General features: G+C 45.5%; 25 protein-coding genes. 15 read left to right on the top strand and 10 right to left on the bottom strand.

The window, feature by feature from the left end; all coding sequences use genetic code 11:
* Positions 1-235: 235 nt before the first annotated feature.
* From atpH to HYR79_00570, 6 genes are all read left to right on the top strand, one after another.
* Positions 236-808 carry an ATP synthase F1 subunit delta gene (atpH, locus tag HYR79_00595; protein MBI1820185.1) on the top strand — a complete coding sequence of 191 codons (573 nt, stop codon included), beginning with the start codon at positions 236-238 and terminating at the stop codon, positions 806-808.
* Positions 809-867: 59 nt separating this feature from the next.
* The gene (locus HYR79_00590; GenBank protein MBI1820184.1) at positions 868-2,376 is read left to right on the top strand and encodes a F0F1 ATP synthase subunit alpha; all 1,509 of its coding nucleotides are present in this window, start codon (positions 868-870) and stop codon (positions 2,374-2,376) included.
* A 52-nt stretch (positions 2,377-2,428) separates the two neighbouring features.
* Positions 2,429-3,292, top strand: coding sequence for an ATP synthase F1 subunit gamma (atpG, locus tag HYR79_00585; GenBank protein ID MBI1820183.1), 864 nt, complete (start codon positions 2,429-2,431; stop codon positions 3,290-3,292).
* A gap of 137 nt (positions 3,293-3,429) precedes the next feature.
* Positions 3,430-4,851 (top strand): F0F1 ATP synthase subunit beta, encoded by a 1,422-nt coding sequence (atpD, locus tag HYR79_00580; protein MBI1820182.1) that lies wholly within the window; start codon positions 3,430-3,432, stop codon positions 4,849-4,851.
* A 111-nt stretch (positions 4,852-4,962) separates the two neighbouring features.
* Positions 4,963-5,373 carry a F0F1 ATP synthase subunit epsilon gene (locus HYR79_00575; protein MBI1820181.1) on the top strand — a complete coding sequence of 137 codons (411 nt, stop codon included), beginning with the start codon at positions 4,963-4,965 and terminating at the stop codon, positions 5,371-5,373.
* Positions 5,374-5,386: 13 nt separating this feature from the next.
* Positions 5,387-5,872: a hypothetical protein gene (locus tag HYR79_00570; GenBank protein MBI1820180.1), complete on the top strand. Its 486-nt coding sequence runs from the start codon at positions 5,387-5,389 to the stop codon at positions 5,870-5,872.
* On the opposite strand, the gene HYR79_00565 is transcribed toward HYR79_00570, so the two are convergent.
* Both HYR79_00565 and HYR79_00560 read right to left on the bottom strand, forming a co-directional pair.
* Positions 5,841-6,662 carry an ABC transporter permease gene (locus HYR79_00565; GenBank protein ID MBI1820179.1) on the bottom strand — a complete coding sequence of 274 codons (822 nt, stop codon included), beginning with the start codon at positions 6,660-6,662 and terminating at the stop codon, positions 5,841-5,843. The two genes, HYR79_00570 and HYR79_00565, sit on opposite strands and share 32 nt — an antisense overlap.
* An 82-nt stretch (positions 6,663-6,744) precedes the next feature.
* Positions 6,745-7,668 carry an ABC transporter permease gene (locus HYR79_00560; GenBank protein ID MBI1820178.1) on the bottom strand — a complete coding sequence of 308 codons (924 nt, stop codon included), beginning with the start codon at positions 7,666-7,668 and terminating at the stop codon, positions 6,745-6,747.
* Positions 7,669-7,933: 265 nt separating this feature from the next.
* Here HYR79_00560 and HYR79_00555 point away from each other — a divergent pair, with 265 nt between their 5' ends.
* From HYR79_00555 to HYR79_00545, 3 genes are read left to right on the top strand one after another with little or no spacing between them, the layout of a single operon-like run.
* The gene (locus tag HYR79_00555; protein ID MBI1820177.1) at positions 7,934-9,010 is read left to right on the top strand and encodes a phosphotransferase; all 1,077 of its coding nucleotides are present in this window, start codon (positions 7,934-7,936) and stop codon (positions 9,008-9,010) included.
* On the top strand, positions 9,010-9,738 hold the full coding sequence (locus HYR79_00550) for a nucleotidyltransferase family protein (protein MBI1820176.1): 729 nt from the start codon (positions 9,010-9,012) through the stop codon (positions 9,736-9,738). Before HYR79_00555 ends, HYR79_00550 begins: the two co-directional genes overlap by 1 nt.
* Positions 9,739-9,742: 4 nt before the next feature.
* Entirely contained in the window at positions 9,743-10,285 is a 543-nt protein-coding gene (locus HYR79_00545; protein MBI1820175.1) for a hypothetical protein, read from the top strand.
* 18 nt (positions 10,286-10,303) lie between these two features.
* Here HYR79_00545 and HYR79_00540 read toward each other — a convergent pair whose 3' ends face one another.
* The 5 genes from HYR79_00540 to HYR79_00520 form a co-directional block, all read right to left on the bottom strand.
* Positions 10,304-11,830: an ABC transporter substrate-binding protein gene (locus HYR79_00540; protein ID MBI1820174.1), complete on the bottom strand. Its 1,527-nt coding sequence runs from the start codon at positions 11,828-11,830 to the stop codon at positions 10,304-10,306.
* Positions 11,831-11,903: 73 nt separating this feature from the next.
* On the bottom strand, positions 11,904-13,157 hold the full coding sequence (clpX, locus tag HYR79_00535) for an ATP-dependent Clp protease ATP-binding subunit ClpX (protein MBI1820173.1): 1,254 nt from the start codon (positions 13,155-13,157) through the stop codon (positions 11,904-11,906).
* Positions 13,157-13,771, bottom strand: a complete 615-nt coding sequence (clpP, locus tag HYR79_00530) for an ATP-dependent Clp endopeptidase proteolytic subunit ClpP (GenBank protein ID MBI1820172.1) — start codon at positions 13,769-13,771, stop codon at positions 13,157-13,159. Before clpP ends, clpX begins: the two co-directional genes overlap by 1 nt.
* 218 nt (positions 13,772-13,989) lie before the next feature.
* Entirely contained in the window at positions 13,990-15,261 is a 1,272-nt protein-coding gene (gene tig / locus HYR79_00525; GenBank protein MBI1820171.1) for a trigger factor, read from the bottom strand.
* Between the two features lie 165 nt (positions 15,262-15,426).
* On the bottom strand, positions 15,427-16,653 hold the full coding sequence (locus tag HYR79_00520) for a hypothetical protein (GenBank protein ID MBI1820170.1): 1,227 nt from the start codon (positions 16,651-16,653) through the stop codon (positions 15,427-15,429).
* A 102-nt stretch (positions 16,654-16,755) separates the two neighbouring features.
* On the opposite strand from HYR79_00520, the gene HYR79_00515 reads away from it, so the two are divergent.
* The 4 genes from HYR79_00515 (at position 16,756) to HYR79_00500 (ending at position 20,080) form a co-directional block, all read left to right on the top strand.
* The gene (locus tag HYR79_00515; GenBank protein ID MBI1820169.1) at positions 16,756-17,034 is read left to right on the top strand and encodes an HNH endonuclease; all 279 of its coding nucleotides are present in this window, start codon (positions 16,756-16,758) and stop codon (positions 17,032-17,034) included.
* Positions 17,035-17,144: 110 nt separating this feature from the next.
* A complete protein-coding gene (locus tag HYR79_00510; GenBank protein MBI1820168.1) occupies positions 17,145-18,005 on the top strand; it encodes an MBL fold metallo-hydrolase in 861 nt (286 codons plus the stop codon).
* Between the two features lie 2 nt (positions 18,006-18,007).
* On the top strand, positions 18,008-19,246 hold the full coding sequence (locus tag HYR79_00505) for an FAD-dependent monooxygenase (protein ID MBI1820167.1): 1,239 nt from the start codon (positions 18,008-18,010) through the stop codon (positions 19,244-19,246).
* A 9-nt stretch (positions 19,247-19,255) separates the two neighbouring features.
* The gene (locus tag HYR79_00500; GenBank protein MBI1820166.1) at positions 19,256-20,080 is read left to right on the top strand and encodes an endonuclease/exonuclease/phosphatase family protein; all 825 of its coding nucleotides are present in this window, start codon (positions 19,256-19,258) and stop codon (positions 20,078-20,080) included.
* Here HYR79_00500 and HYR79_00495 read toward each other — a convergent pair.
* Both HYR79_00495 and HYR79_00490 read right to left on the bottom strand, forming a co-directional pair.
* Positions 20,011-21,564: an MFS transporter gene (locus HYR79_00495; protein ID MBI1820165.1), complete on the bottom strand. Its 1,554-nt coding sequence runs from the start codon at positions 21,562-21,564 to the stop codon at positions 20,011-20,013. The two genes, HYR79_00500 and HYR79_00495, sit on opposite strands and share 70 nt — an antisense overlap.
* The gene (locus HYR79_00490) at positions 21,564-21,836 is read right to left on the bottom strand and encodes a hypothetical protein (GenBank protein ID MBI1820164.1); all 273 of its coding nucleotides are present in this window, start codon (positions 21,834-21,836) and stop codon (positions 21,564-21,566) included. Before HYR79_00490 ends, HYR79_00495 begins: the two co-directional genes overlap by 1 nt.
* A 576-nt stretch (positions 21,837-22,412) precedes the next feature.
* Between HYR79_00490 and HYR79_00485 the strand changes: the two genes are divergently transcribed.
* The gene (locus HYR79_00485; GenBank protein MBI1820163.1) at positions 22,413-22,790 is read left to right on the top strand and encodes a helix-turn-helix transcriptional regulator; all 378 of its coding nucleotides are present in this window, start codon (positions 22,413-22,415) and stop codon (positions 22,788-22,790) included.
* A gap of 310 nt (positions 22,791-23,100) precedes the next feature.
* Entirely contained in the window at positions 23,101-23,400 is a 300-nt protein-coding gene (locus HYR79_00480; GenBank protein MBI1820162.1) for a hypothetical protein, read from the top strand.
* 40 nt (positions 23,401-23,440) lie between these two features.
* Here the strand turns inward: HYR79_00480 and HYR79_00475 are convergent, their stop codons facing one another.
* Positions 23,441-24,058 carry an exopolysaccharide biosynthesis protein gene (locus tag HYR79_00475; GenBank protein MBI1820161.1) on the bottom strand — a complete coding sequence of 206 codons (618 nt, stop codon included), beginning with the start codon at positions 24,056-24,058 and terminating at the stop codon, positions 23,441-23,443.
* Between the last annotated feature and the right edge of the window lie 288 nt (positions 24,059-24,346).

The following is a 24,346-nucleotide window of genomic DNA, read 5'->3' as shown; positions in this document are numbered from 1 at the left end:
TAGAGGCCTTGTCTTTGGGCTTCGAGCTCTTCCAGAGATTTTTCCATGGGACCTCCTTATCTGAGTGTTATATAACAATCAGATAATAGGCCAAAAAAAAGGAAAAGTCAATATTTACCCATAAATTTGTCTCACACCCGGGTTCGGACAAGGGGTTGACTTAAGGGGCCAAACCATGCTAGCTTTTCAAATTTATTTAGCCGGACGTTACAAAATTATTGAATAAGGAATTCCTTTGCTGAAAAATATCGTTGCGAAAAGATACGCGAAAGCCTTTTTTAATCTCATTTATGCTCCATCAAGTTCGGATCCCTCCTTTTTAAAAGCCCTTGATTTGGCAAAAGACATTTCTGAAACGATTCCTGCCAATCCCGTGTTTAAAAATATTTTATTTAACCCTTCCTATGGAATGGAAACCAGGAAAGCGGTGTTGCTGAAGGTTGTGGATTCCCAGGTAAAACGGGAAATTCCGTCCCTGGCCGTCAAGTTTACTAAAAATTTTTTTTCGCTTTTAGTTAAAAAAAATAAGCTGGTTTATCTTCCCGAAATCATCGTGGAGATTCAGTCGCTAAGGGCGGGTTTGGCAAAAACCACGCCGCTAGTCTTGACGGTGCCGGTGGCGTTATCTGCGGGTCAAATCAATACATTTACTAAAAAATTTGAAAACATTCTGCAACGACCGATTTCTTTAACCGTGAAAACCTCCCCCGAAATTCTCGGTGGAATGACGATGCAGATCGGATCTCAAGTTTTTGACGCCACTCTTCAAATGAAGCTGGCACATTTAAAAGGCAGTTTAACAGGGTAAAAAAAGATTGATCATGTTGTGGAAACTATTCCGCAAAAGAGTTCGAAGGGGAGATTTAAATGCAAATAAAAGCTGAAGAAATTACAGAGATTATTAAACAGCAGATCAAAGAGTTTGACCACGCCGTGGATATCGCGGAAATTGGCTCTGTTCTTCAGGTGGGAGACGGTATCGCAAAAATTTACGGATTGGAACAAGCCATGACCGGAGAGCTTCTCGATTTCTCCAACGGAATTTATGGAATTGTTCTTAACCTCGAAGAAGATAATGTCGGCGTGGTGATCCTGGGAGATGATCAGAAAATCAGAGAAGGGGACAAGGTCAAAAGAACCGGACGAATTGCCGAAATTCCAGTAGGCGAAGCCCTGATCGGACGGGTTGTGAACCCCCTTGGGGAACCGTTGGATGGTAAAGGAGCCATTGTTTCAAAACAGAGAAGAAAGATCGAAGTGGCGGCGCCCGGAATTGTTGAGCGTCAATCGGTGAAAGAGCCGATGCAAACCGGAATCAAGGCGATTGACGCGATGATCCCTATTGGACGGGGACAAAGAGAGCTCATTATCGGCGACCGGCAAACGGGGAAAACCGCCATTGCGGTCGATACGATTTTAAATCAAAAAGGTCAAAACATGGTCTGCCTCTATGTGGCCATCGGGCAAAAAAAATCGACCGTTGCGCGGGTGGTGAAAACCCTCGAGGATTTTGGCGCGATGGAATATTCTATTGTGGTGACAGCCAGCGCCAGCGATCCCGCGTCCTTACAGTTTTTGGCGCCCTACAGCGGGGCCACCATGGGAGAGTATTTTAGGGATATTGGACGCCATGCCCTGATCATTTATGATGACCTTTCAAAGCATGCGGTGGCTTATCGTCAGCTTTCTTTGTTGTTAAGAAGACCTCCGGGGCGCGAAGCTTTTCCCGGCGATGTATTTTATCTTCATTCCCGACTTTTGGAAAGGGCGGCCAAATTAAGTCAGGAAAAAGGGGGCGGGTCTCTTACGGCGCTTCCGATTATTGAAACCCTGGCCGGGGACGTTTCTGCCTATATACCGACCAACGTGATTTCCATTACCGACGGACAAATTTATCTGGCGAGCGATCTCTTTTATTCAGGGATTCGACCCGCTATTAACGTCGGTCTTTCGGTTTCCCGCGTGGGAGGGGCGGCTCAGATTAAAGGGATGAAGCAGGTTTCCGGAACGCTTCGCCTGGACCTGGCTCAATACCGGGAAATGGCGGCCTTTGCCCAGTTTGGCTCGGATTTGGATAAAACCACTCAGGCTCAGTTGGCCAGGGGGGTGCGGATGGTTGAGCTTTTAAAACAGGATCAATACAAGCCTCTTCCAACAGAACTTCAGGTTATTGAGATTTTTGCCGGGGTTAACGGTTACCTGGATGATCTCCCGGTTGATAAAATTCGTCTATTTCAGGAAGAGCTACTAGCTTATATCGAAAAAAATCATAAAGGGCTGAGAGATGAGCTGGTTCAGAAAAAAGCATTGGATCAGGAGCTGACTCAAAAAATAAAAAAGGTAATAGAAGAATTTAAAAAATATTTTTCAATTTAAATTTGCAGAGGCGATCCAGCGGTTCGCCCAAAAAAAGTCAGGTTAAAGGATCATGCCCAGTTTACAAAGTATTCGTCGAAGAATCGCTTCGGTAAAAAATACCCAAAAGATTACCAAGGCGATGAAACTCGTGTCAGCGTCCAAACTCCGCCGCGCACAGGAGCGGGTTTTGACGGCGCGTCCCTATGCTAAAAAAATGGCAGAAGTGCTGGGGGCTCTGGGGGCTAAAACCAATCGGGAATATCATCCGCTGCTTCAAAAGCGTCCGGTTAAAAAAATCGAGGTCATTGTGATGACCTCCGACCGCGGGTTGTGCGGAGGTTTTAACACGAATATTTTACGTCGGGCGGTCGAAACGTTAAGAGAATTGAAGAGCACGACGCCGGAAATTTCGGTCAATGTCATCGGTCGAAAAGGACGGGATTTTTTTAAACGACGGGTGGTCGATATCAGAAAAGAGTGGGTTGGTTTTTCTGACCGGGTCAGCTATGAACGTGCCGCTGAAATCGGGAAGGAACTTGTGGGAGCCTATCTGAGCGGGGCCTTTGACGAAGTTCACATGGTGTATGGGGAATTTCGATCTGCCATTCAAACCAAAATTGTCACCGAAAGGCTTTTCCCTATCGGAGACTTTCAACAGGGTGAAAACGAAAGCGAGGGCGCTTTTATTTATGAGCCCGCGGAAGAAGAGGTTTTAGAAACCCTTCTCCCCAGATATGTTGAAGTTCAGATTTTCAGGGGCCTTTTGGAGTCAGCCGCCAGTGAACAAGGATCCAGAATGATGGCGATGGATTCCGCGACGAGAAATGCCAAAGATATGATTAACCGGCTGAGCCTGGTTTACAATAAGACCCGGCAGGCGGCCATTACAAAGGAATTAATGGATATTGTGGGCGGATCAGAAGCCCTAAAATGAAATTCTGAATATCGATAAGGGGTCAGTTGCCCCCTCCGGGGACTTCCTCCATCATATTTTTGGAGGTGGGTCGCAAGGAGTGGAAGCGAGAACGCAGCAAATGGCCCGTTAGCGGCATTCAGTGATGAGGAGAAGAGATGAGTACAGGCAAGATAGTCCAGGTCATTGGACCGGTGGTCGACGTTGAGTTTCCCGGAGGGAACCTTCCCACTATTTATAACGCGTTGAAAGTTGAAATTCTCCCTGATGAAAAAAAACAGCAGGAAGAGATCCGTCTGACTCTGGAAGTAGCCCAGCATCTGGGAGAGAACAGAGTGAGAACCATTTCCATGTCGTCGACCGACGGCCTGGTTCGTGGAATGGCGGTTCAGGACACCGGTGCGCCCATTTCTATTCCTGTAGGAAAAGAGGCGTTGGGGAGAATTTTAAATGTGATCGGCGAGCCGATGGATCAAATGGGGCCGGTGGCTGCTAAAAAAAGGCTTCCCATTCACAGACCGGCGCCTTCCTTTGAAGAACAAAGCACAGCGACTGAAATTTTTGAGACGGGGATCAAGGTCATCGACCTGTTAGAGCCCTATGCAAAAGGGGGAAAGACCGGTTTGTTTGGCGGCGCCGGGGTGGGTAAAACAGTGATCATTATGGAGCTGATCCATAACTGCGCCAAGGAACATGGCGGGTATTCCGTTTTTGCCGGTGTCGGAGAGCGAACTCGTGAAGGGAATGATCTCTGGACTGAAATGAAAGAATCGGGAGTTTTAAGTAAAACGGCTCTGGTTTACGGGCAGATGAACGAACCTCCCGGAGCCAGGCTTCGCGTCGGTTTGTCCGGATTAACGATGGCGGAGTATTTCAGAGATGAAGAAAACCAGGATGTATTGCTCTTTATCGATAATATCTTCAGGTTTACCCAGGCCGGGTCTGAAGTTTCGGCCCTTTTGGGACGGATGCCTTCAGCCGTTGGTTATCAGCCAACCCTTGCCGGAGAAATGGGAGCGCTTCAGGAAAGAATCACAACGACTAAAAAAGGATCGATCACATCGGTTCAGGCGGTTTATGTTCCCGCTGACGATTTAACAGACCCGGCTCCCGCCACGGCGTTTGCTCACCTTGATGCCACAACGGTGCTTTCCCGTGCGCTGACGGAACTGGGGATTTACCCTGCGGTTGATCCTCTCGATTCAACCTCCCGCGTGCTTGATCCCAAGGTCGTGGGAGAAGAGCATTATAAAGTGGCCCGTTCAGTTCAGGCCATCCTTCAACGGTATAAGGAACTCCAGGACATTATCGCTATTTTGGGAATGGACGAATTGTCCGAAGATGATAAGTTACTGGTCGCCCGGGCCAGAAAGATTCAAAAATTTCTCTCTCAACCGTTTCATGTGGCCGAACAGTTTACCGGTTCGCCAGGCCGATATGTCAAGCTGAAGGATACTGTTCGAAGCTTTAAGGAATTAGTTGAAGGAAAATATGACGACCTCCCCGAACAAGCCTTTTATATGGTTGGCCCCATTGAGGAAGCGGTTGAAAAAGCTGCAAAACTAAGCCAGAAAAAGTAGGTACCCACAATCAAGCTTGCGGGTACCTGCCCAGCGAGCAATGCGAGCGAGAAGGGGAGGCTCCATCCGGCTTTTCCGGTGGAGGGGGCGACGTAAGCCCCTAGGATAAATATGGGAAATAAAATCCATTTAGATATTGTTACCCCTGAGCGATTAATCGTCAGCGAAGAAGTGGATGAAATCATTGCCCCGGGAACGCTGGGCGATTTTGGCGTACTGCCCGACCATGCCCCCTTTTTCTCAACCCTTCGAATTGGTGAATTAACCTACCGGAAAGGGGGTAAAATGTCTTTTGTGGCTGTAAGCTGGGGATTTGCGCAGGTTTACCAGAACAGGGTGATTGTTTTAGCGGAACTCGCCGAGAAGCCTGAAGAGATCGACATGATAAAGGTTTCGGAGGCTATCGCACGGGCTGAAGAAAAACTCCTTTCGGCCGGTGATAATCTCCAGCTTTTGGATGAGGCGAGAACCAGCCTGGAAAAAGCCCTGAATCGAAAACAAATCGCGGAAAAACTAAAATAATCAAGCGGGATAAATGAATTTTCAGCACCCCAGATGGCAGCGGAATACCTTTCTTTGCTTTAGCCTTTTCGTGCTTCTTTTCCCTTTCTCCCTCATTATCATGGGGCTTTTTCCCGATCATCAGGAAGAAAAAGAATCTTATCTATTAGGGGGAGGCCTCTCCTTCTTAATCCTGGGTGGAACCATCGAAGTGTTCGCCCACTCTATCCTTTCGTCGGTTGGAATTACCCGAAAAACTTTAATTATAAGACCCGGCGGAATCTTCCTCCGGTTTTTTACGGCGAGCAAAACCTATCCATTTTCGGAATATCTCTTCTACCTCTTTTTGGAAAATGGAGAGCCTGTTATGGCCGACATTTATAATCTCGAAAAAGAAATCCAGGCCCATGTCTACAGCCCCGGTGTTCTTCAAACCCTCCTTCGAATCGCCCAGCACAAATATCTCCCGAATTTTCATCTGAGTAAAATTACTCGCGCCCCGTTTGTCTCACATCCATAGCGTCTCTTAAACCATCCCCCAGAAAATTCAAACCGAGAACTGTGAACATTATGGCTAAACCCGGAAAAGTGGTTAAATGCGGCGCCATAAGCAAAAATTGCCTCCCTTCCGCCAGCATCGATCCCCAGCTGGGGGTGGGCGGCTGGACTCCAAGGCCGAGAAAGCTCAAACCGGCTTCCGCGGTAATGGCTCCGGCCATTCCAAAAGTTGCTTCTATAATGACCGGCGCCATGATGTTGGGAAGGATATGCCGGATTAAAATGCGTAAAGGGGAGGCTCCGATTGTTCGGGCAGCCTGAACATATTCCAGCTCGCGTACAGATAAAATTTGTCCCCTGATGATTCTCGCGTAACCGACCCATCCCATTAAACAGAGGGCTATCAGCACATTTCTTAAACTAGGGCCTAAAACCGCTGTAATCGCGATGGCCAGCAAAATGCCGGGAAATGCCAGAAAAACATCGACGATGCGCATAATCCCTTCATCCACAACGCCTCCGGAATAACCTGCGATGGAGCCGATTGTTACGCCGACAATTAAAGATATCGAAACCACAGTAAGACCGACAAAAAGTGAAATGCGCGACCCATAAACCATCCGGCTTAAAATATCCCGCCCCAGCTTATCCTGTCCGAAGGGGTGATGACGGGAAGGACCGTTTAAGCCTTCTTCTAAATGGAGCGTCGACGGATCAAACGGGGCCAGATAAAACGCGAAAAGAGAAACAAAAATTAAAACAGCGAGAACGAATAATCCAAAAAGGGCTAATTTATTTTTTGTAAAAATCATCTATTTCAATTCATGGGCCTTCGAGAAATTCACTCTCAATGCCCCCCGAACCCCGCGTTCCGCACCGGCTAAGCCGGTTGCTTCACTTTTGGTATTTGATTCGAGGGTCAATAAAAGCGTAAAGAAGGTCGGTGCCCAGATTAATAAAGACATAGGTCAGAGAAATACACAAAACACAACCCTGAACAAGAGGGTAATCTCTGGCATTAATCGCCTGAACGGTTAAACGGCCTATTCCGGGCCACGAAAAAATGGTTTCAGTAATGATGGAGCCTGCCAGTAAACCGCCAAATTGAAGTCCTAAAACGGTGACGACGGGAATGAGGGCGTTTCTCAAAGTATGCGTAATTACCACTTGAGTTTCCTTGATTCCTTTGGCCCTGGCGCACATGATATACTCCCTGTTTTTCACCTCGAGAAGGCTCGAGCGGATCATCCGGGTTAAAATGGCCGCCATTCCTAAACCAAGAGTGATCCCCGGGAGCACAAAATCCAGCATCCCTTCCTTTCCGGAAACAGGAAATAAGTTGAGTTGTAATGAAAAAAGTAAAATCAATAAAGGACCCAGCCAGAAATTAGGAAGGGATACGCCCAAGAGCGCAAAAAACATAGAGCCGGAGTCAACCGGGGAATGTTGCTTTAAAGCAGAGAAGATTCCGAGCGGCATGGAAATGGCCAGCGCGATTACCATTGAAAAAAGAGCGAGCTCAAGGGTATTTGGATATCGGTTTAAAATGGTCGGCAGAACCGGGCGATTGGAATGGATCGACCGGCCGAGGTCTCCATGAATAAGGCGGTTGAGAAAATGCAAATATTGCAAACCAAGAGGTTCATTGAGATACAGTTGTTTTCGCAAGGTCTCTTTATCGGCGGACGAGGCATTTTCTCCAAGCATAATGTCGACCGGATCCCCTGGAATCACATGAATAAGAAAAAAAACCAGCGTGACGACCCCGAAAATAACAGGGATGAGAAGCAACAACCGGCGGATAATAAATCTACTCATGATCAACCCTTGGTTACCCCCGGTTTTCCGGGCAGCGGGATTCAGGCCAGGGAAGGGGGTTTCGTCACGGGTCAAAGACGGCTACCCGTGTTGCCTCATCCACCCCCTCCCCTGGCCTTGTCCACGGTTCTCAATCTTCCGTTACAGCGAGCAAAGCGAGCGAGAGGGGGAAGCTTCATCCGGCTTTGCCGGTGAAGGGGGCGACGCGAGCCCCCATCATAGATCCGGTGTGGAATTATTCCACAATTTCATGTAAAATTATAGCATGAATTTAACCCGCCCGAAGTTATCTCCTGAATTTTTGTTGAAACAAACCCAGACCTATGTTGACGCTCAAGCCAGCGGCTTAAAAATTATTCCGCTGGCGGGGGACGCCTCCAATCGATCTTATTACCGCCTGGAATTGATTTTAAAAGATCAAACGCATAGAACGGTTGTTCTGATGGTGTTGGCAGAACCTGAACCCTTTAAGCAATCGGAAGAAAAAGAGAGCGGTAAAATAACAACCGCTGAACTTCCATTTCTCAACATTCAAAAATTCCTCCATTCTCACGGCGTGGCTGTTCCGCTGGTTTATTACCATGATCAAAAAACAGGCCTGATTTATCTTGAAGATTTAGGCGACCAAACGTTTGAAAAAACGGTTAAAAGTTTACCGGGGTCCCAAATAAAATTGTTTTACCAGGGGGCGATTAATGAGTTGATCCGGATTCAAGAATGTAAAAGCAACAGCGAATCGTGCGTTGCCTTTGAGCGAAGCTTTAACCAGCCGTTGCTGGTCTGGGAATTTGACCACTTTCTAGAATATGGGGTTGAGAAAAACGGCGGCGGCCTGGCGAGCCTGGAAGACAGAGTCGTTTTCAAAGAAACGTTTAACCGAATTTCAACCATTCTGGCTTCGGAACCAACGGTTTTTGTTCATCGGGATTACCATTCCAGAAATCTCATGGTGCAGGGAGAAAAACTGAGAGTCATTGATTTTCAAGACGCTCTGTTAGGACCCTGTCAGTATGACCTGGCCTCTCTGCTGAGAGATGCCTATATGACGCTGCCGGAAGATTTAATCGACCATTTGGTTGATTTTTATATCGATCAGAAAGAAAAAAAAGAACAATCGGCGATTAATCGCCGGCAGTTTAGATATGTGTTTGATTTAGTCTCGCTTCAGCGGAATATGAAAGCCGCCGGCCGTTTTGTTTTTATTGATTTGGTTAAAAAGAACTCCAATTTCCTCCAATATGTTCCCAAAGCCTTAAAGGATATATCCCTTAACTTAAAAAAATATCCCGAATTAAAGGCGCTAAAAGCCAGTCTTGTCCGTTACCTTCCAGAGCTTGCCTGATGAAGGCGATGGTTCTGGCGGCAGGACTGGGCACGCGGCTGGCTCCTTTAACACATACCACACCCAAGCCGTTGATTCCTCTTAACGGCCAGCTTCTGATTACCTATACACTCCGTCATTTAAAATATTACGGAATCACAGACATTTTCGTTAATCTTCATCATCTGGGAGAGAAAATACGAACTTTTTTAGGAGATGGGAGCGCCTTCGGAGTCAAGATTACTTATTCAGAAGAGCCGGTTATTCTGGGTACAGGCGGCGGGATCAAAAAGCTGGCAAATGAGTTCGGACCCGCTCCATTTTTAGTGATCAATTCCGATATCCTGACCGATTTTAATTTAAATTCTTTATTTGCGTTTCATCAGAAAAAAAAGGGGCTGGCGGCGTTGGTTTTAAGAGACGACCCGCAGGCAGACCGTTATGGAGCCATTGAAATCGATTCTTCAGGAAGGATTCAAAGAATTTTAGGAAAAGGCGCCGGGATGTCTAACTCTTTGAAAAAATTAATGTTTACGGGGATTCATCTTGTTGATCCCAAAGTCCTGGACGATATTCCTGAGCGAGTTTCTCATTCTATTACCGATACCTATATCGGTTTAGTCCTTCGGCAAAAACCGCTCTTTGGACTAGAAATGAAAGGGTTTTGGGCAGACTTGGGAACCAGGGAGGAATATGATAAAATGAACGGATTACTGATGGAAGGGGAAATGACTCTCCCTTATTTGTAATCCTATGTTTTTTACGAGTGTAAAAATCGTTTTCTTTCTCCTGGTTTTCTTAATTGAAACAGGGTGTGGTCTCGGAAATCCCTCTAGTGGACATGACCCCAATCTCCCGATGCCGATTCAGATTTCTGATAGAACAGAGGTGTTGGTGAATCATACCCTTGGCGCTATTATTTCCACTCCGGACGGCAGAGCAACCCTCTCCATTTCTCAATCCGCCTTAAGTGCCGACACATCATTTAAAATTGAGCCTTTTGTTGCTCTTGGCATTGACATGGGGTATTATATTTCGCCTGAGGTCGTGACAACCCTTATTCCAGGACAGTTTTTAAGAGTAGCCATATTTTATAATTCAAGTAGTATTCCAAATGGGATTCAGGAGACAGATCTCCGTTTAGGATTGTTCGATACGTCAAAGAGTTGCTGGAAGCAGATTTTTTTAGATTCCCCATCGATTATTCCAGGTACGACGCTTCATCAGGTGGCCGCCCGGAACATTACTCAATTAGGATTATTTGGAGTGACGGGAATGAACACCCCGATCTGTTAAAATTTTCCTAAAAAACCTTTACCGCTGATTCTTTTCCCAATAAAGATCTTTTAGACCATAAAACCCGCCGGAAGGGTCAGGAATAAATCCTTTCAAGCCATTTTTTAACACGGTAACATTGGAAAATGTCCAGAGGTTGATGTACGGCAGATCATGGGCGATGATTTTTTGAATTTTTTGATAAATTTCTTTTCTTTTTTCACTATCCAGGGTCATTCTCCCTTCTTCAACCAGCCGGTCAATTTCACGGTTATTGTACCGTCCCCTATTGGCTCCCAAAGGCGGAACGCTTGAAGAATGGAAAAGATCAAAATAAATATCGGGATCGCGGATACCCACCCATCGCAAGGAATAAAGCTGAAAATTCCCTGCCTTAATGTCTGAATAAAAAGTTCCCCATTCAAAAGTCCGGATTTCCATCTGGATGCCGATCTCTTTAAACTGTTGTTGAATCACTTCTCCGATTCGTTTAGCCAAGTCGTTTTGAGAGGTTTTGTAGACGAGTTTAAACCTGGAATCGGTCCCGTTTTGGATTTTCAAGCCCTCTTCATCCAGGAGTTTTTTTGCCTTTTCAGGGTCAAAGGGATAGGTTTCCACGTCAGGTTCATATGCCCAGTGATTTGAAGGGAGAAGCCCGGTAGCGGGTTTGCCCAACCCTTTTAAAACCTCTTTAATAATAACCTCCCGATTGATGGCATAAGCCATTGCCTGCCTAACCCTTAGCCGGGCCAAAATCGGGTCCTGCAAATTTAAACCCAAATAACCATAGGTGGTTCCCTCGTTTTTAATGACGGTAAAATGAGGATCCTTTTCAAGAAAGGGAAGAAAGTCAGGAGGGAGGGCGTTTTCCAGAAAATCGAGGCTCCCCTTCTGGAGTTCCATTTCGCGAATCGTGTCTTCCGGAATAATCTTAATGATTAAATTTTTAATTTTCGGCGGGGAATCGTAAAAATCAGGATTTTCCTGAAGGACGATTTTTTCATCCGGTCTCCATTCCGAAAGCTGATAGGGTCCGCTTCCCACCGGGTGGTAGGAATATTCAGGGCCTGCCTGGAGAACCGCTTTTTTTGAGACAATTCCGGTGGTTAAGTTAAAGAGGAAAGGCGCATAGGGTTTTTTAAGATAAAAGATAACCGTACCGGGGTCAGGAGTGTCAATACGATCAATGGTTTCAAAAGATTTTCGATGAGGGGAGGCGGTTTTAGGGTCGAGAATCGATTCAAAGGTAAATTTAATATCTTCAGAGGTGAGTGGGGAACCGTCGCTGAACCGGAGATTTTTTTTTAAATGGAAAAGATAAGTGGAACGCCCCTGGACTTCCCAGGATTGAGCCAAATCTCCGACGAGTTGAGAAGCCGGATCCAGACGGACGAGACCGCTGAAGATGAGGCTTCCGATTCTTTCAGAATAAGCGTCTGTTGCGAGTCTTGGATCGAGTTGGGAGGGACTTGACTCAATTCCAATTTTTAAGGGTTTTTCGGATGGATTTTGAGGAGACGTACATCCAAATAAAAAAAAACCGAAAATGGCGAGGACAAAACTCATCGATTTGAGTTTTGTCCTCGCCAAATTCAATTTACAGAGAAGTGAAACGGTAGTTTTAAATACCCCGATACCCTTAGGCAGATTTCACTCCCTTTTCATTTTCGTAAAACAAAACAGGTTTTCCCGCACCGCTGATGGTATCTTCCGTAATCAGGCACTCTTTAACATTCTTAAGGGACGGAAGGTCGTACATTAAATCGAGCATAACCTCTTCGAGAATCGCCCGCAGGCCTCTGGCCCCTGTTTTTTGAAGAAGAGCTTTTCTCGCCACCGCCGAAATAGCTGATTCGGTAAACCGAAGCTTCACTTTTTCAAACGAAAAAAGCTTTTCGTATTGTTTGAGGAGCGAGTTTTTCGGCTCGGTCAGAATACGGATCAGTGCCGCTTCGTCCAGGTCGATTAAGGTGGCAATGACAGGAAGACGCCCGACAAATTCAGGGATCAGTCCGTATTTCAACAAGTCTTCAGGTTGAACACTAACCAACAGTTCTCCGACTTTCCGCTCATGTTTCCCTTTGATATCAGCTCCAAATCCCATTAGCTTTTTATTGCGGCGCTGTTCAATGATATTGTCCAGCCCGACAAAGGCGCCGGCGCAGATAAACAGGATATTCTGGGTGTTGACCTGGATAAATTCCTGATGCGGGTGCTTTCTTCCCCCCTGCGGCGGAACATTGGCAATCGTTCCTTCAATGAGTTTTAAAAGCGCCTGCTGAACGCCTTCCCCGGAAACATCGCGGGTAATGGAAGGAGAGTCGCTTTTCCGGCTGATTTTATCGATTTCATCAATATAAACGATTCCGCGTTGCGCCCTTTCGACGTCATAATCGGAACCCTGGAGAAGTTTAAGAATAATATTTTCCACATCTTCACCCACATAGCCAGCCTCGGTTAAAGTTGTGGCGTCGGCAATCGTAAAGGGAACGTCAAGGATTTTGGCAAGGGTTTGCGCCAATAGCGTTTTTCCGGTCCCGGTCGGACCAATCATCAGAATGTTCCCTTTGTGAAGCTCCACGTCATCCTGGTCCATTTTCGCGCTGATTCTTTTGTAATGGTTATGGACGGCGACGGAAAGGATCTTCTTGGCCCTGTCCTGTCCAATCACATATTGGTCAAGAATTTTTTTAATCTCGGCAGGTTTGGGAAGTTTAGAGGTAACCGCTTCTTTTCCTTCTTCCCACTCCTCGGCAATAATGTCATTGCACAAGTCGATACACTCGTCGCAAATATAAACCGTGGGTCCGGCAATGAGCTTCCTGACCTCTTCACGGCTTTTTCCGCAGAACGAACATTTCAAACCATCCATTTGTTTTTCTTGTTTTGCCATTACATACCCTCTTCCTTCTTTGTTTTCTTATCTTGCGGGGCTTTTTCGATCACTTCATCGATCAGGCCATACTCTTTTGATTGTTCACCCGACAGAAAGTAATCTCTTTCGGTGTCTAACCTGATTTTTTCCATCGGCTGCCCGGTATGTTTTACCAGGATTTCATTTAAACGTTCTCTCATCTTTAAAATTTCCTTGGCATGAATTTCAATGTCGGTGGCCTGGCCCTGGAATCCACCCGAAGGTTGGTGCATCATAATCCGTGAATTGGGGAGAGAAAATCGTTTCCCTTTCGCGCCAGCGGCCAACAAGACGGCTCCCATACTGGCGGCCTGCCCGATACAAATGGTCGAGATATCGGGTCGAATATATTGCATGGTGTCGTAAATCGCCAGGCCCGCGGTGACCAGCCCCCCCGGGCTATTCACGTAAAGGTTGATGTCCTTTTGAGGATCCTCGGCCTCAAGAAAGAGAAGCTGTGCAATAATTAAATTTGCAAAATAGTCGTCGATCGGAGCGCCAATAAAAATAATCCGGTCTTTTAAAAGGCGCGAATAAATATCATACGCACGTTCTCCCCTGCTTGTTTGTTCAATCACCATCGGTACTAACATGTCTGTTTTTTTCTCCTTACCCGATTATATTCAGGGGCCTTCGAGAAATTCACTCTCAATGCCCCCGAACCCCGCGTTATGCACCGGCTAAGCCGGTTGCTTCATCTATTCATATTCAGGGGCCTGCTCGCTTCACTCTCAATGCCCCCGAACCCCGCGTTACACACTGGCATAGCCAGTTGCTCCTCTTTGCTTATTGTTTAAATGAAATAGAAATGTTATTCCTCCTCTTCGATCTGCGCCTTTGACATCAGGTAAACCAGAGCCTTATCTTCAAGGAGCCGTGATTCGATTCCGCTGAACGAACCTTCAACCTCGAGAATATTTTTTTTGACCTCTTCCTCCTTCATCCTGGATTCTCGCGCAATGAGATGGATTTCGTCCTCCACCTCATCGTGGCTGACTTTAATATTTTCCTTTTGAGCGATCGCATACAGAATCAGCGCTCCTTTGACCCTTTCACGGGCCAGGGGCTCAAATTTCTTTTTAATCGACTCGATGTCCAAAAGCCCTTCTCTTTTTATGTCCTCATCCTTTAGCCCGCGTATAATACGGACGAGCTCCCGGGTAATGAGGCTGGACGGGAGTTCAAACTCGTGGCGTTTGTTTAAGGCTTTTATCAATTCATTTTTAAGTGTGGTTTCTCTTTCCTTTTTAAATCGGGAAACCAGTTCTTCCTTTAATTTTTCTTTTAAAATCTCAACGGAATAAAATCCAAAATCTTTGGCAAACTCCAAACCCATTTCGGGAAGAATTTTTTTCTTGATTTCACGGATTGCCACTTTAAAAAGAGCTTCTTTTCCGACATTCTGTTCGGGTTTGATCCCCTCAGGCAAGATAAGTTTGAAATCGATCTTATTTCCCTTTTTTTTACCCAAAAGATTTTCTTCAAACCCGGGGATCAAAACTTTAGATCCCGCTTCGACAGAGTACCCCTCTGCTTTTCCGCCTTCCATCGGTTTTTCTTCAATAAATGACTCAAAATCAATCGTGACAAAGTCTTTTTCTACAATGATGTGATCGTCCGGACAGGGTTCGAGTTGAGCCTGCATCTCTCTTAAGGAGTGGAGACTTTTTTCAACGTTGGCATCCGTCACCGTTAATTTTTTAATTTTGATCGGAAGACCGGTATAGGGTTGCAAATCAAAATGGGGACGTACCTCAACGGTGGCTTTAAAGGAAAGGGGCGTATTTTTTTCTAACGCGATGTTTTCAATTTTAGGATATTCAATCGGATCGATCCCTGACTCTTCGACCGCCTTGTGATAATAATCAGGAATCAATTTCTTAAGGACATCATCTTTCACTTCTTCATGAAATTTTTTTTCAAGAAGAGCCAGGGGGGCTTTTCCTTTCCGAAAACCTGGAAGCCGGACCGTTTTGCTAAGCTGAGAATAGGCAACGGCTATTTCTTTAGAAACAACTTCCAGCGGAATTTCGACGGATAAGGTTTTTTTTACGGGGGTAACTTCTACTAATGCATACTTCATGGTTTTCCTCAAAAATTTTTACGATCCGATAAGGGTAAAAAACGATCTCTTGCGGTGGTTTTTCCTGTGATGGATTCGGGAAAAGGATTAATAAGGGATTAATAATAGATGACCTTTATCTTAAAGGATAAAATGGTAAAAAGTCAATGACTTATCAAGGTGTTTTCAGCGGGAGCGGATTTTCCAATCCGGGAAAACCCTGGTCCCGTTTAATGGGTTTTCCGCTTTAATTTCAACAAGTTCCCCCCGTTTAATTTCTAAAAAAGATTGGTTTGTCGAACTCTTTTCCTTATTTAACAGGTAAAACCGCCGTCTACCCGATTCATTACATAAAAATAACTCATTTTTCCCTTTGGTCGAAAGAACTTCACTTACCGCCCGCCATAAGATGGCAGGGTGAACCGGTTGGCAGTCTGGCGAAGTTAAAATCAGGTAAGAATATTTTAAAGAATCTTTCCGGTTTCCGATTTGCCCATCGATTTGATGAATCCAGTCGGGAGCTTCCCACTCTTTTTCCTGATGACACCAATCTTTTTCAGACCCTTCTGGCGTCATGATCGGGCAGGGGCCTTGATGAAGACATGGAGCGATGACCGACGCCGTTCGTTTATCAGAAATTAAATTCCTGAGGCTTAACAAATCTCTCGACGTTTTTCGAAGCGCGGGCTCAATGATAAAAATCAGCCCCCGTGGGGCAAGTTGGGCTATGAGGGTTTGAACCCAGTCTGCCAGTGCCTCGGAAGAATGTCCGTTTTGCTTCATCTCATTCAGAAGGTTGCCCATGAAAATAAAATCAAAATTCCCTTTAAAATCAAGGCGTTTAAGATTAATTTTCTTTTGGACAACCTTGTATTCAAACGAAATATTCCGGCTGATTAGAATGGGCTCCAAAATCTCACGGTACCGGGAAAAAAGAGCTGTCGAATAGCCAAGTTGCCGGCTGTCCTGATCGACTGCAAGAAAATCGATTTTCTGATTTTCAAAGAAAGGAATCGGAAATCTTCCGCAAAAATCAAGGAAACTCAAAACATTGGTCCCGGGGCCGGAACCAAGATCAAGCACCCGAATCGGCTGAGGATTTTGATCGTTTCCCTTCCAGGAATTAAAGTTTAAGGCTTCGGTAACCTGAAAGAAGTCGAGAAGAAGGTAACTGACCTTAAAAAAGTTTGAGGGAAGGAAATAGGCAATATAGGCCAGGGGGTAATGAGAGGAGTGAAGGGTCGACCCCAGGACATGAGAATGACTCCGTTGGTTAAAAATCTCTGAAAGCTTTGAAATTTCTGGAGAAATCTTGTGGATAAACTCTTTTTTTGTTTTTTGCCCCGATTCTTTCAGGCAAAGCTCTTCTATGATTTGAATAACAGGCTGGGGAAATAGAAAATAAGGGTGCATGGATCAAAAATACCTCATCGCACCTTTTACTATAAGGTAAACTGAAACGGCGATCAAGCGCCGGGATTTGATTTGATGGAAAGTTTAATATAAAATAAACCCATGGAAGACTATTTTATTTCTGAGGTTACGCCTGAAGAGGTTAAAAAAGAAAAAGAAAAGGCCCGTGAATTAAGGGCCTCCCAATGGTGGAAACGAAAAAAAAGCGACGGTGTTTGTTATTATTGCCAGGGAAAATTTAAACCCTCGGAATTGACGATGGACCATCTGATTCCGATTGTCCGCGGGGGAAAAAACAATAAAGGGAACGTCGTTCCGGCTTGTAAAGCCTGTAACTCAAAAAAGAAATATTTTCTCCCAACCGAAATCTCTCTTTCCTGACCGTATCTCCGTTCAAATTCAAATCATGAAGTTCATGAAGTTCGCTTGAGCACAAACGATTATTTTGCTATTCTCATAACTTACCTTCTTTAATCGGGATTTAATAAGGCATGACGTTAGAAGACGAATTTGGCGACATTATTTTAAAAGCCAGGGCAGGATTAGGCCTTTCGGTTGATTTTGTTTCTAAAGAGACGGGAATTCATAAGACGGAAATCACCCAGCTCGAAGCTCTGGCAAGAAACCCTACGCCGGAACAGGTTGAAAGTTTTGCCCGGCTCCTTCATTTAAATTCGGACAAACTTATGGATATTGCTTTTCATCGTTACGTTCCCAAACCTGCCCCGACCTCCCTTTCTCAAAACGTCATAACCATTCTTGGATACATTGGCGCCTATGAGGTCAAGGGATACCTTGTGATAGACCCTTCGACAAGAGAAACGGCCATGATTGATACCGCTTTCCATCCGGAGGCGATGATTGAAGCCATTTCTCAAAACAGGTTAAAATTAAATTATATTTTGTTAACGCATACCCATCACGATCATATGGGAGGCATCGATAAAATTCGGGAAAAATTCGACGTTCCGATTTATGTCAGCCGGGAAGAGGCGGGTCAATTGGGAAAATCCTGGAATTCCGGAAAAGACCGCTTTGTTGAAGAAGGGAAACCTATTTCTCTTGGAAATTTGATCCTTAACGTTTTTCATACCCCGGGTCATACGCCTGGAGGAACGGGGTATGTGTGTCAACAGGCCGATGTTTCTTTTGGGTTTTTCGGGGATGCGATTTTCGCCGGCTCCCTTGGAAGGGCCTACGCCACGGCCTCTTTTCCGCAATTGATTCAATCGGTCAGAACCAAAGTCCTCACTCTACCGGAAGAAACGGTTCTATTCCCGGGGCATGGCCCGGCGTCGACGGTGGCCGAAGAAAAAAAACACAACCCTTTTTTTAATACATCAGGGGATTAAAGATGAAACGTAAACTGGCAACAGATGTGGTCATTGCGGGGGGTGGAATTGCCGGCCTGATGCTGGCGCTGATTTTAGGGCGCAGGGGGATCCAGGTTATTTTGGTCGAAAAAAACAAGGAACTCATCACCCATCAGCGGGGAGAGATCCTCCAACCCAATGGCCTTAAAATTCTTGAAAAACTGGGTTTATTGGAAGAGATTCGATCCCATGGATATGAAGCCAGGGTTTTTCATTTTTACGAAACCGGCGGGGATTTCCTGTGCGATATCCGATATGATCGTCTTGCTTCCCCTTTGAATTACGCCCTGATCGCTTCCCCTTATCATCTTCAGGAACTCCTGCTCCGGAAGGCGGTTGAAACAGGGAAGGTGGAAATTCTCTGGGATACTGAATTTCAAGAATTAGTCTGGAAAGAAAAGAGCGTCTGCGGAATGGTGGCCAAACAAAGGGATTCCTCTTTGGAAATTGAAGGAAAAATGGTGGTCGGGGGAGATGGGGGCCGTTCTTCAGTGAGAAAAGCGCTTGGAATCAAAACCTCGATTTATGAATACCGTGATGGATATTTTACCGTTCGTTTAGATCGCCCGGCGGGATTTAACCAGGATGCGCGCTATTATGTCGGGAATCGCCAAATCCTGGCCCTTTTCCCCGTTTCAAAGACATTTCTTTACCTTCTCTATTTAATTCCAAAAAATAAGCAGGAAGAGATCCGTCAGAAAGGAATTGAAACCTGGAAAAAAGAAGTTCTGGCCATCGACCCGGTCGTCGAAGAGCCGCTTAGAAATATTACCTGGGAAAGTGTCCATTACATGCCCATTTTCCGGATCAGAACCTCCTCCTGGGTGGCGGATGGCGCTGCGCTGTTAGGAGACGCAGCCCACAGTTTTAATCCTCATGTGGCGCAGGGGAGAAACCAGGCCATGGAAGATGCCGTTGCTTTGGCGGCGACCCTTGAACGTTGTTTTAACAAGAATGATTTCAGCCGCAAAGCCCTTCTCCCTTACGAACAGGCGAGGAAGGGGACCGCGCTGGTTTATGAAAGGCTGGGAGATGAGCTGACCCTGTTCTGGAATGCTGACCTGAAACCTCTCGTCTGGATTCGAAACCGGGTGTTCCGGCAGCTCCATAAAAAACCAAAATTGATGTACAAAATGTTGACGACAGTTGCCGGGGTTAAAATTGACCCCTTTACCTTCCTTGACCGCTTTCGCGCTCTGGGTGTTTTGCCCGGTTCCTGAGGAATCCTTATGGATGTCATGACCATTAACCTGCGATACCGGAATGCAGAGGATGTTGATAATCATTGGAAAGACCGGAAGCATCTGGTTGTCAACCTTATTAATAAATACACGCCTGCTTTAATCGGCACGCAGGAAGGTTATAAAGATCAGCTGGATGATATTGCCAGCATGGCTCCCGGATATGCTTATCTTGATCCCCAAAAACTGGTGAGTGTTCAAAGGCAATGTCCGACCATCTTTTACCGCCGGGATCTTTTCAAGCCTGAAAAAGCGGGAAATTTCTGGCTTTCCGAGACGCCTGGTTTCGCGGATAGTAAAAGCTGGGATACGGCTTACCCGCGGATGGTGACGCACGCCCTGTTTCGTATCAAAGAAACGGATCAACTGTTTTATTTTTTAAACACCCATTTTGACCACAAATCGGCCTGGGCCAGAAGAGAGAGCACCTTTTTACTTTTGAGTAAAATTAAAGAAATTAATTACGATGATCTTCCGGCCATTCTTGTGGGAGATTTTAATATGGGGTGCCATACCATGGAGCATGAACTTTTGACCGGTAAGATTGAAATCGGCAATGTCAAAGGGTGCTTTCATAATGCCTGGGAAAAATGCGGACTCATTAAAGAAGGGGCAGAAACGTACCACGGGTTCACCGGGGTTCCGAAATACGAACAGATGGATTGGATTTTAGCGACCGCGCATTTCCGGTTTTTAAGAGTTCAAAAAAATGAAGATAATAAAGACGGAAAATATCCTTCGGATCATTTTCCTGTTTTAGCGAAGTTCATACTCCCTTTTACCACGAGCAAGAAGAGGCCGGAAAGAAAATAAGCCCCGCTAAGCTGAAGGGAGAGCGGAGAGGCATCGACCCAGGGTAAAAAGAGTCTTCCGTTGGCAAAAGGGGAATGTATTACCCCGAAGAGCGTTAAAAGGCCCCCCGCGAATAAAAAAATCGCCCCCTCTTTAAGCCGATGATCAATAATAAAACTTAACGCGGAAGCCCAGACGAGGGAGGTAATAATAAATCCGTTTGAAAGAATCAAAAGGTTTTCGTAAGTCAGGGCCGATCCCCCTTTTAAACTTTCAGGCCTGATTCCCGCCCCCCCTAACAAGGAATTCACTTCGACCAAAACCAGAGTGGCCAGGACCGGCGCAAAAGCGATCGCCATCGCTTTATAATGCCGGGTTGGTGTTGCCAAAAACGATTGGGCAGTAATTTCCAGACCGATAAAAACCAGAATAGGGGCTACGGCCGTTTCGGGGATTAAGTTGACAATAAAACCAAGGTAACCGAGCATTCCTCCCAGTCCGATAAAAAGACCGGTTCCCAACGTATATCCCGCGCCGGCTCCCATCCCTTTATAGGCCGGATGGCCGATATAAGGGGTGGTCTGAACGACTCCGCCGCAAAGCCCTGAAAATAGCGTGGCGATTCCATCCGTTAATAGAATTTGAGTCGCCGGGTAGTCATCCCCGCTGGCTGATGCGCTTTCGGTGACATCAATCCCTCCGATGAGGACCATTAAAGCGAACGGGAATGCCAGGGGCAGATAGGGGATGCTTTGAGAGAGTCCTCCCAGAAAATTACCAGAAGGGAACGGGAAAGCAAAGCTCCAAAAATTTTCATGAAACGGAGTTTCTGAAGGAGAGTAGCCGACGAGGATTAAAAAATAATAAAGCGCCGCGCCGGCTAAAACGCCTGCAAAGGCGCCTGGAATATTAAAAGGCAAACGAATCTTAGCGACGATGGTCATCAGGATAATGGTGAGAGAGATGAACCCGACCAAAGGCTGGTGGAAGACTTTAAGCATTGGGAAAAACGCAATTAAAGAGAGGGCGATGGCGGCGATGGGGCCCAACAACCCTGCCCTTGGGACCCAATGGCGGATTTTCTCTCCGGCAAAGGAAAAAACAATTTTAAATAATCCGATCAGGACGATAATGGCCATGGAAACTTTCCAGGCCAGAAGGGCATCGTGAAGGAACAGAAAAGCCGGTCCGATGATTCCAAAAGTAAACGCGAATAAAGAAGGGGTGTCGATTCCGAGCGGCATGGCCGTAATATCAGCTCTGCCGGATTTCCTGGCCAGACGAATCGCCATGATCGAAAAGACCAGATCACCCAACAAGACGCCCATGACAGACCCGGGGATCATTTTTAAAAAGACGACCTCCTTGGGGTATCCGAAGATCCCGATTAGAATGCCCGACATTAACACCAGTTGGGTCACATTATCGAGCATCAACCCAAAAAAAGCGTTAATGTCTCCGGGCCTGAGGAGAAAACGTCTGGAAAAAGAAGGCGCGTCAGCCATCAGGAGGTTTTTTTCTTACTGATTTGGTAAGCATCGATGACAGACCAGGCCGAAATTCCCAATACCACAACGGCCAGAAACAAAAAGAGCCCCGAATGAGCTAAAGGTTTTCCGGCGGTAAACGCCGACATCGGTATATTTCTCCGGAGCTCCCCTCCGAGAATCATGGCGGCCGCCATGAACAATATTCCTTTTAACCACTGATGATTGTAAAGCTGGCCCGCACCGGGGATCAGGGCAGAAAGAAGCGCCGCAATTCCATATTTTTTCATTGAAAATCTCCTTCCCTCGCTCTCGGCGCAAAGCGTTTCCACGCCGAAGTTCATATTTCAGAAAACCTCTAATTTTTTTAACAGGGTGAGTTTTTTAAAGTATACGACTTTAAAAAAAAAGGTCAACCCTTTGCGCCTTCCGGTTGCCTGGAGCCTTTTTTTATCCAGAGCAAAATAAGAGGATCTTTACTAAAGAAGATGACCGCGTAATCATAGATCACCTCGGCGGGAGAATTCAGGCCAAGAAAACCCGCGGCGTTTTTTTTGAGCTCATCCAGATCGCTTCTATAGCAGAGACATCCATACGAGCTGCACGGGCAATGATAAACTCGTCCTATATCAAGTGGTATATCATGAAATGAACTGCAAAATAGACATTTTAACTTCATTGATAGGGGATTCCTTTTCCATTGAAATACGGTCTTCTGTTTTTATGTTGAACCATTTTTTGATTCCCTCCCTTGATCATGATCCAGTATGATTCATTTTTTAAAATGAATCTAAAACATCAAATAATTATTAAATATCGTATCTTAAAGTTCTGTTTTGTCAAGTTGCACCCGATATAATGAGCCCATGAAGACGGGCATGGCCGAAATCGATAAAAACCTGGGAAAGAGAATTAAGCAGATTCGAAAAACGGTTAAACTCACGCAAGGAAAACTGGCGGAAGAAGTTAATCTGAGCGTTGAATATATCAGCCGGCTGGAACGGGGCGTTGCGGAGCCGTCGTTTAAGACACTCCAGATCCTGGCTGAAGCCCTGAATGTGACGGTAAAAGACCTTCTGGATTTTAAAGGTCCGGTCATATTTAGAGATAAAAAACTGGAGGCGAAACAAAAGACAGAATATATAGAAGCGATTTCTACTGAATTAAAAGAAATGGAAGTTCGTGAATTATCCGCGGTCTATCAGGTGATCAAAAGTCTGACCAATAAGCCTGAGAGGAAGTAATTTATAAGCGTTTCTCTTAAAGGATTCTCCTGCCAATCTCTTCTTTGACAGATATCCTGTCAGGAGGTGGACTCCAAAAATATTGTCAGAAGATAACCGGCCTGACATTCATGTCTTAAAATCACAGAAATAATTTTTTAATATGCTTTAAGCAGTCCGGGTTTTCCATCGATTTCCGTGCCCGGCTGGAAGTTTCCGATGCCTAAACTTTAAAATTCCCTTCTTTCTGAAAGCTAATTTGTGTATGATCCGTCATGAATATAAAGGCAAAAAGCTCTTTTAGTAAAGGTTATTCATCGGGAGAAATGGAATGTATTTATGGCTTCTTAGTTTATTAAATATTTTACGCGCCGTTTTGACCGCCTTTGTATTGGTTGTGAGCGGAATCGGCCTGGCCATCTTTTTAATCTATTATGGGATCAGAGCCGGCCTTGTTCAAAAAAAAATCAGGATCTATCGTTTAATGGAGTTTGACGTAACGGAAAAGGAGGCGGTGAAAAACGGTTGGTTTTATGTTGTCATGGGATTAATTTTAACAGCCATTTTTATAAGGGTTATGATTACCCATTATCAATGGTTCGTTCATTTATTACCCGTTCCAAATAAATAGGTTAAGAAGGGGATTAGGTCAAGCCCGGAAAATCCCGTTCTTAATATCCGAAGAAGGTCATCCCTGTTTTTCCTGCGTAATATAACATGATCAAATAACCCCAGGCGGCCGCCGAAACGAAATAGCTGACAACAATAACGATCCCGTCTTCTTCCATCAATCCCGCTCCAAGAAGAACAATAGACCATGCCGGTATCGTGTTTGAAAATGGGATGGGAAGCGGAAGGAACAGAAGGAAACCATTCAACATAATGAGAAATCCGTTGAGAATATTAAACGCTTTCCAACGATTGAAGAACAGAAATCTTGGATAAAGGATTTTTTCCAATCTGGAAGATGCCGCTAATCCAACCTTGATCAGCCGGGCCAATGTTAAATAAGGTATTTCATAATTTAAAAGATGTTGGGGAAGCCAAGGCTTTTTCCTTAGCGCAAGTCGTAGTCCAATGAACAAAATGATCAGGCCAAAAGGTGTTGAAACGCCCGGCAACGGAATGGGAATGCAGAAGGGCAATCCGAGGAGGATGAGGAGAATGTTAATTCCACGTCCATGAAGAATGTGAATAATTTCGGAAAGTTTTAAGGGTTTGCCTGCGGAGAGGTCTAAAATATGCTGGAAATCCTGGGAGAGTCGTGCGATGGCCAAATCTAAAAACATCCTTCTTTCTTCCGACTATTTTGCGTATAATCCGTAATATAGCATAAATTCTAAAACCTCCGGAACAACTCTTTTGCCTGAGGCCGTGCAGAGGGAGAAGCGATGTCTTTATGATGTCCCCGGAATTCGGAATTCACTTAGGATTTTTTTTAGGAGAAGCGAGATGGATGCCAAGAAAGTTCTTGAACGTGTGAAGGCGATCGCCGAAACCTTTGCGGCCGATCGGCCGGCTCGCCAGCAGCGCCGGTCGCTTGATCCGGCTGATTTCGCCGCGCTTCGCGAGGCGGG

The organism is Nitrospirota bacterium, assembly GCA_016178585.1.
Classification (GTDB): domain Bacteria; phylum Nitrospirota; class Nitrospiria; order JACQBW01; family JACQBW01; genus JACOTA01.
Note: the sequence above shows the minus strand (reverse complement) of the source record. Positions and strands in the feature narration are given on the sequence as shown.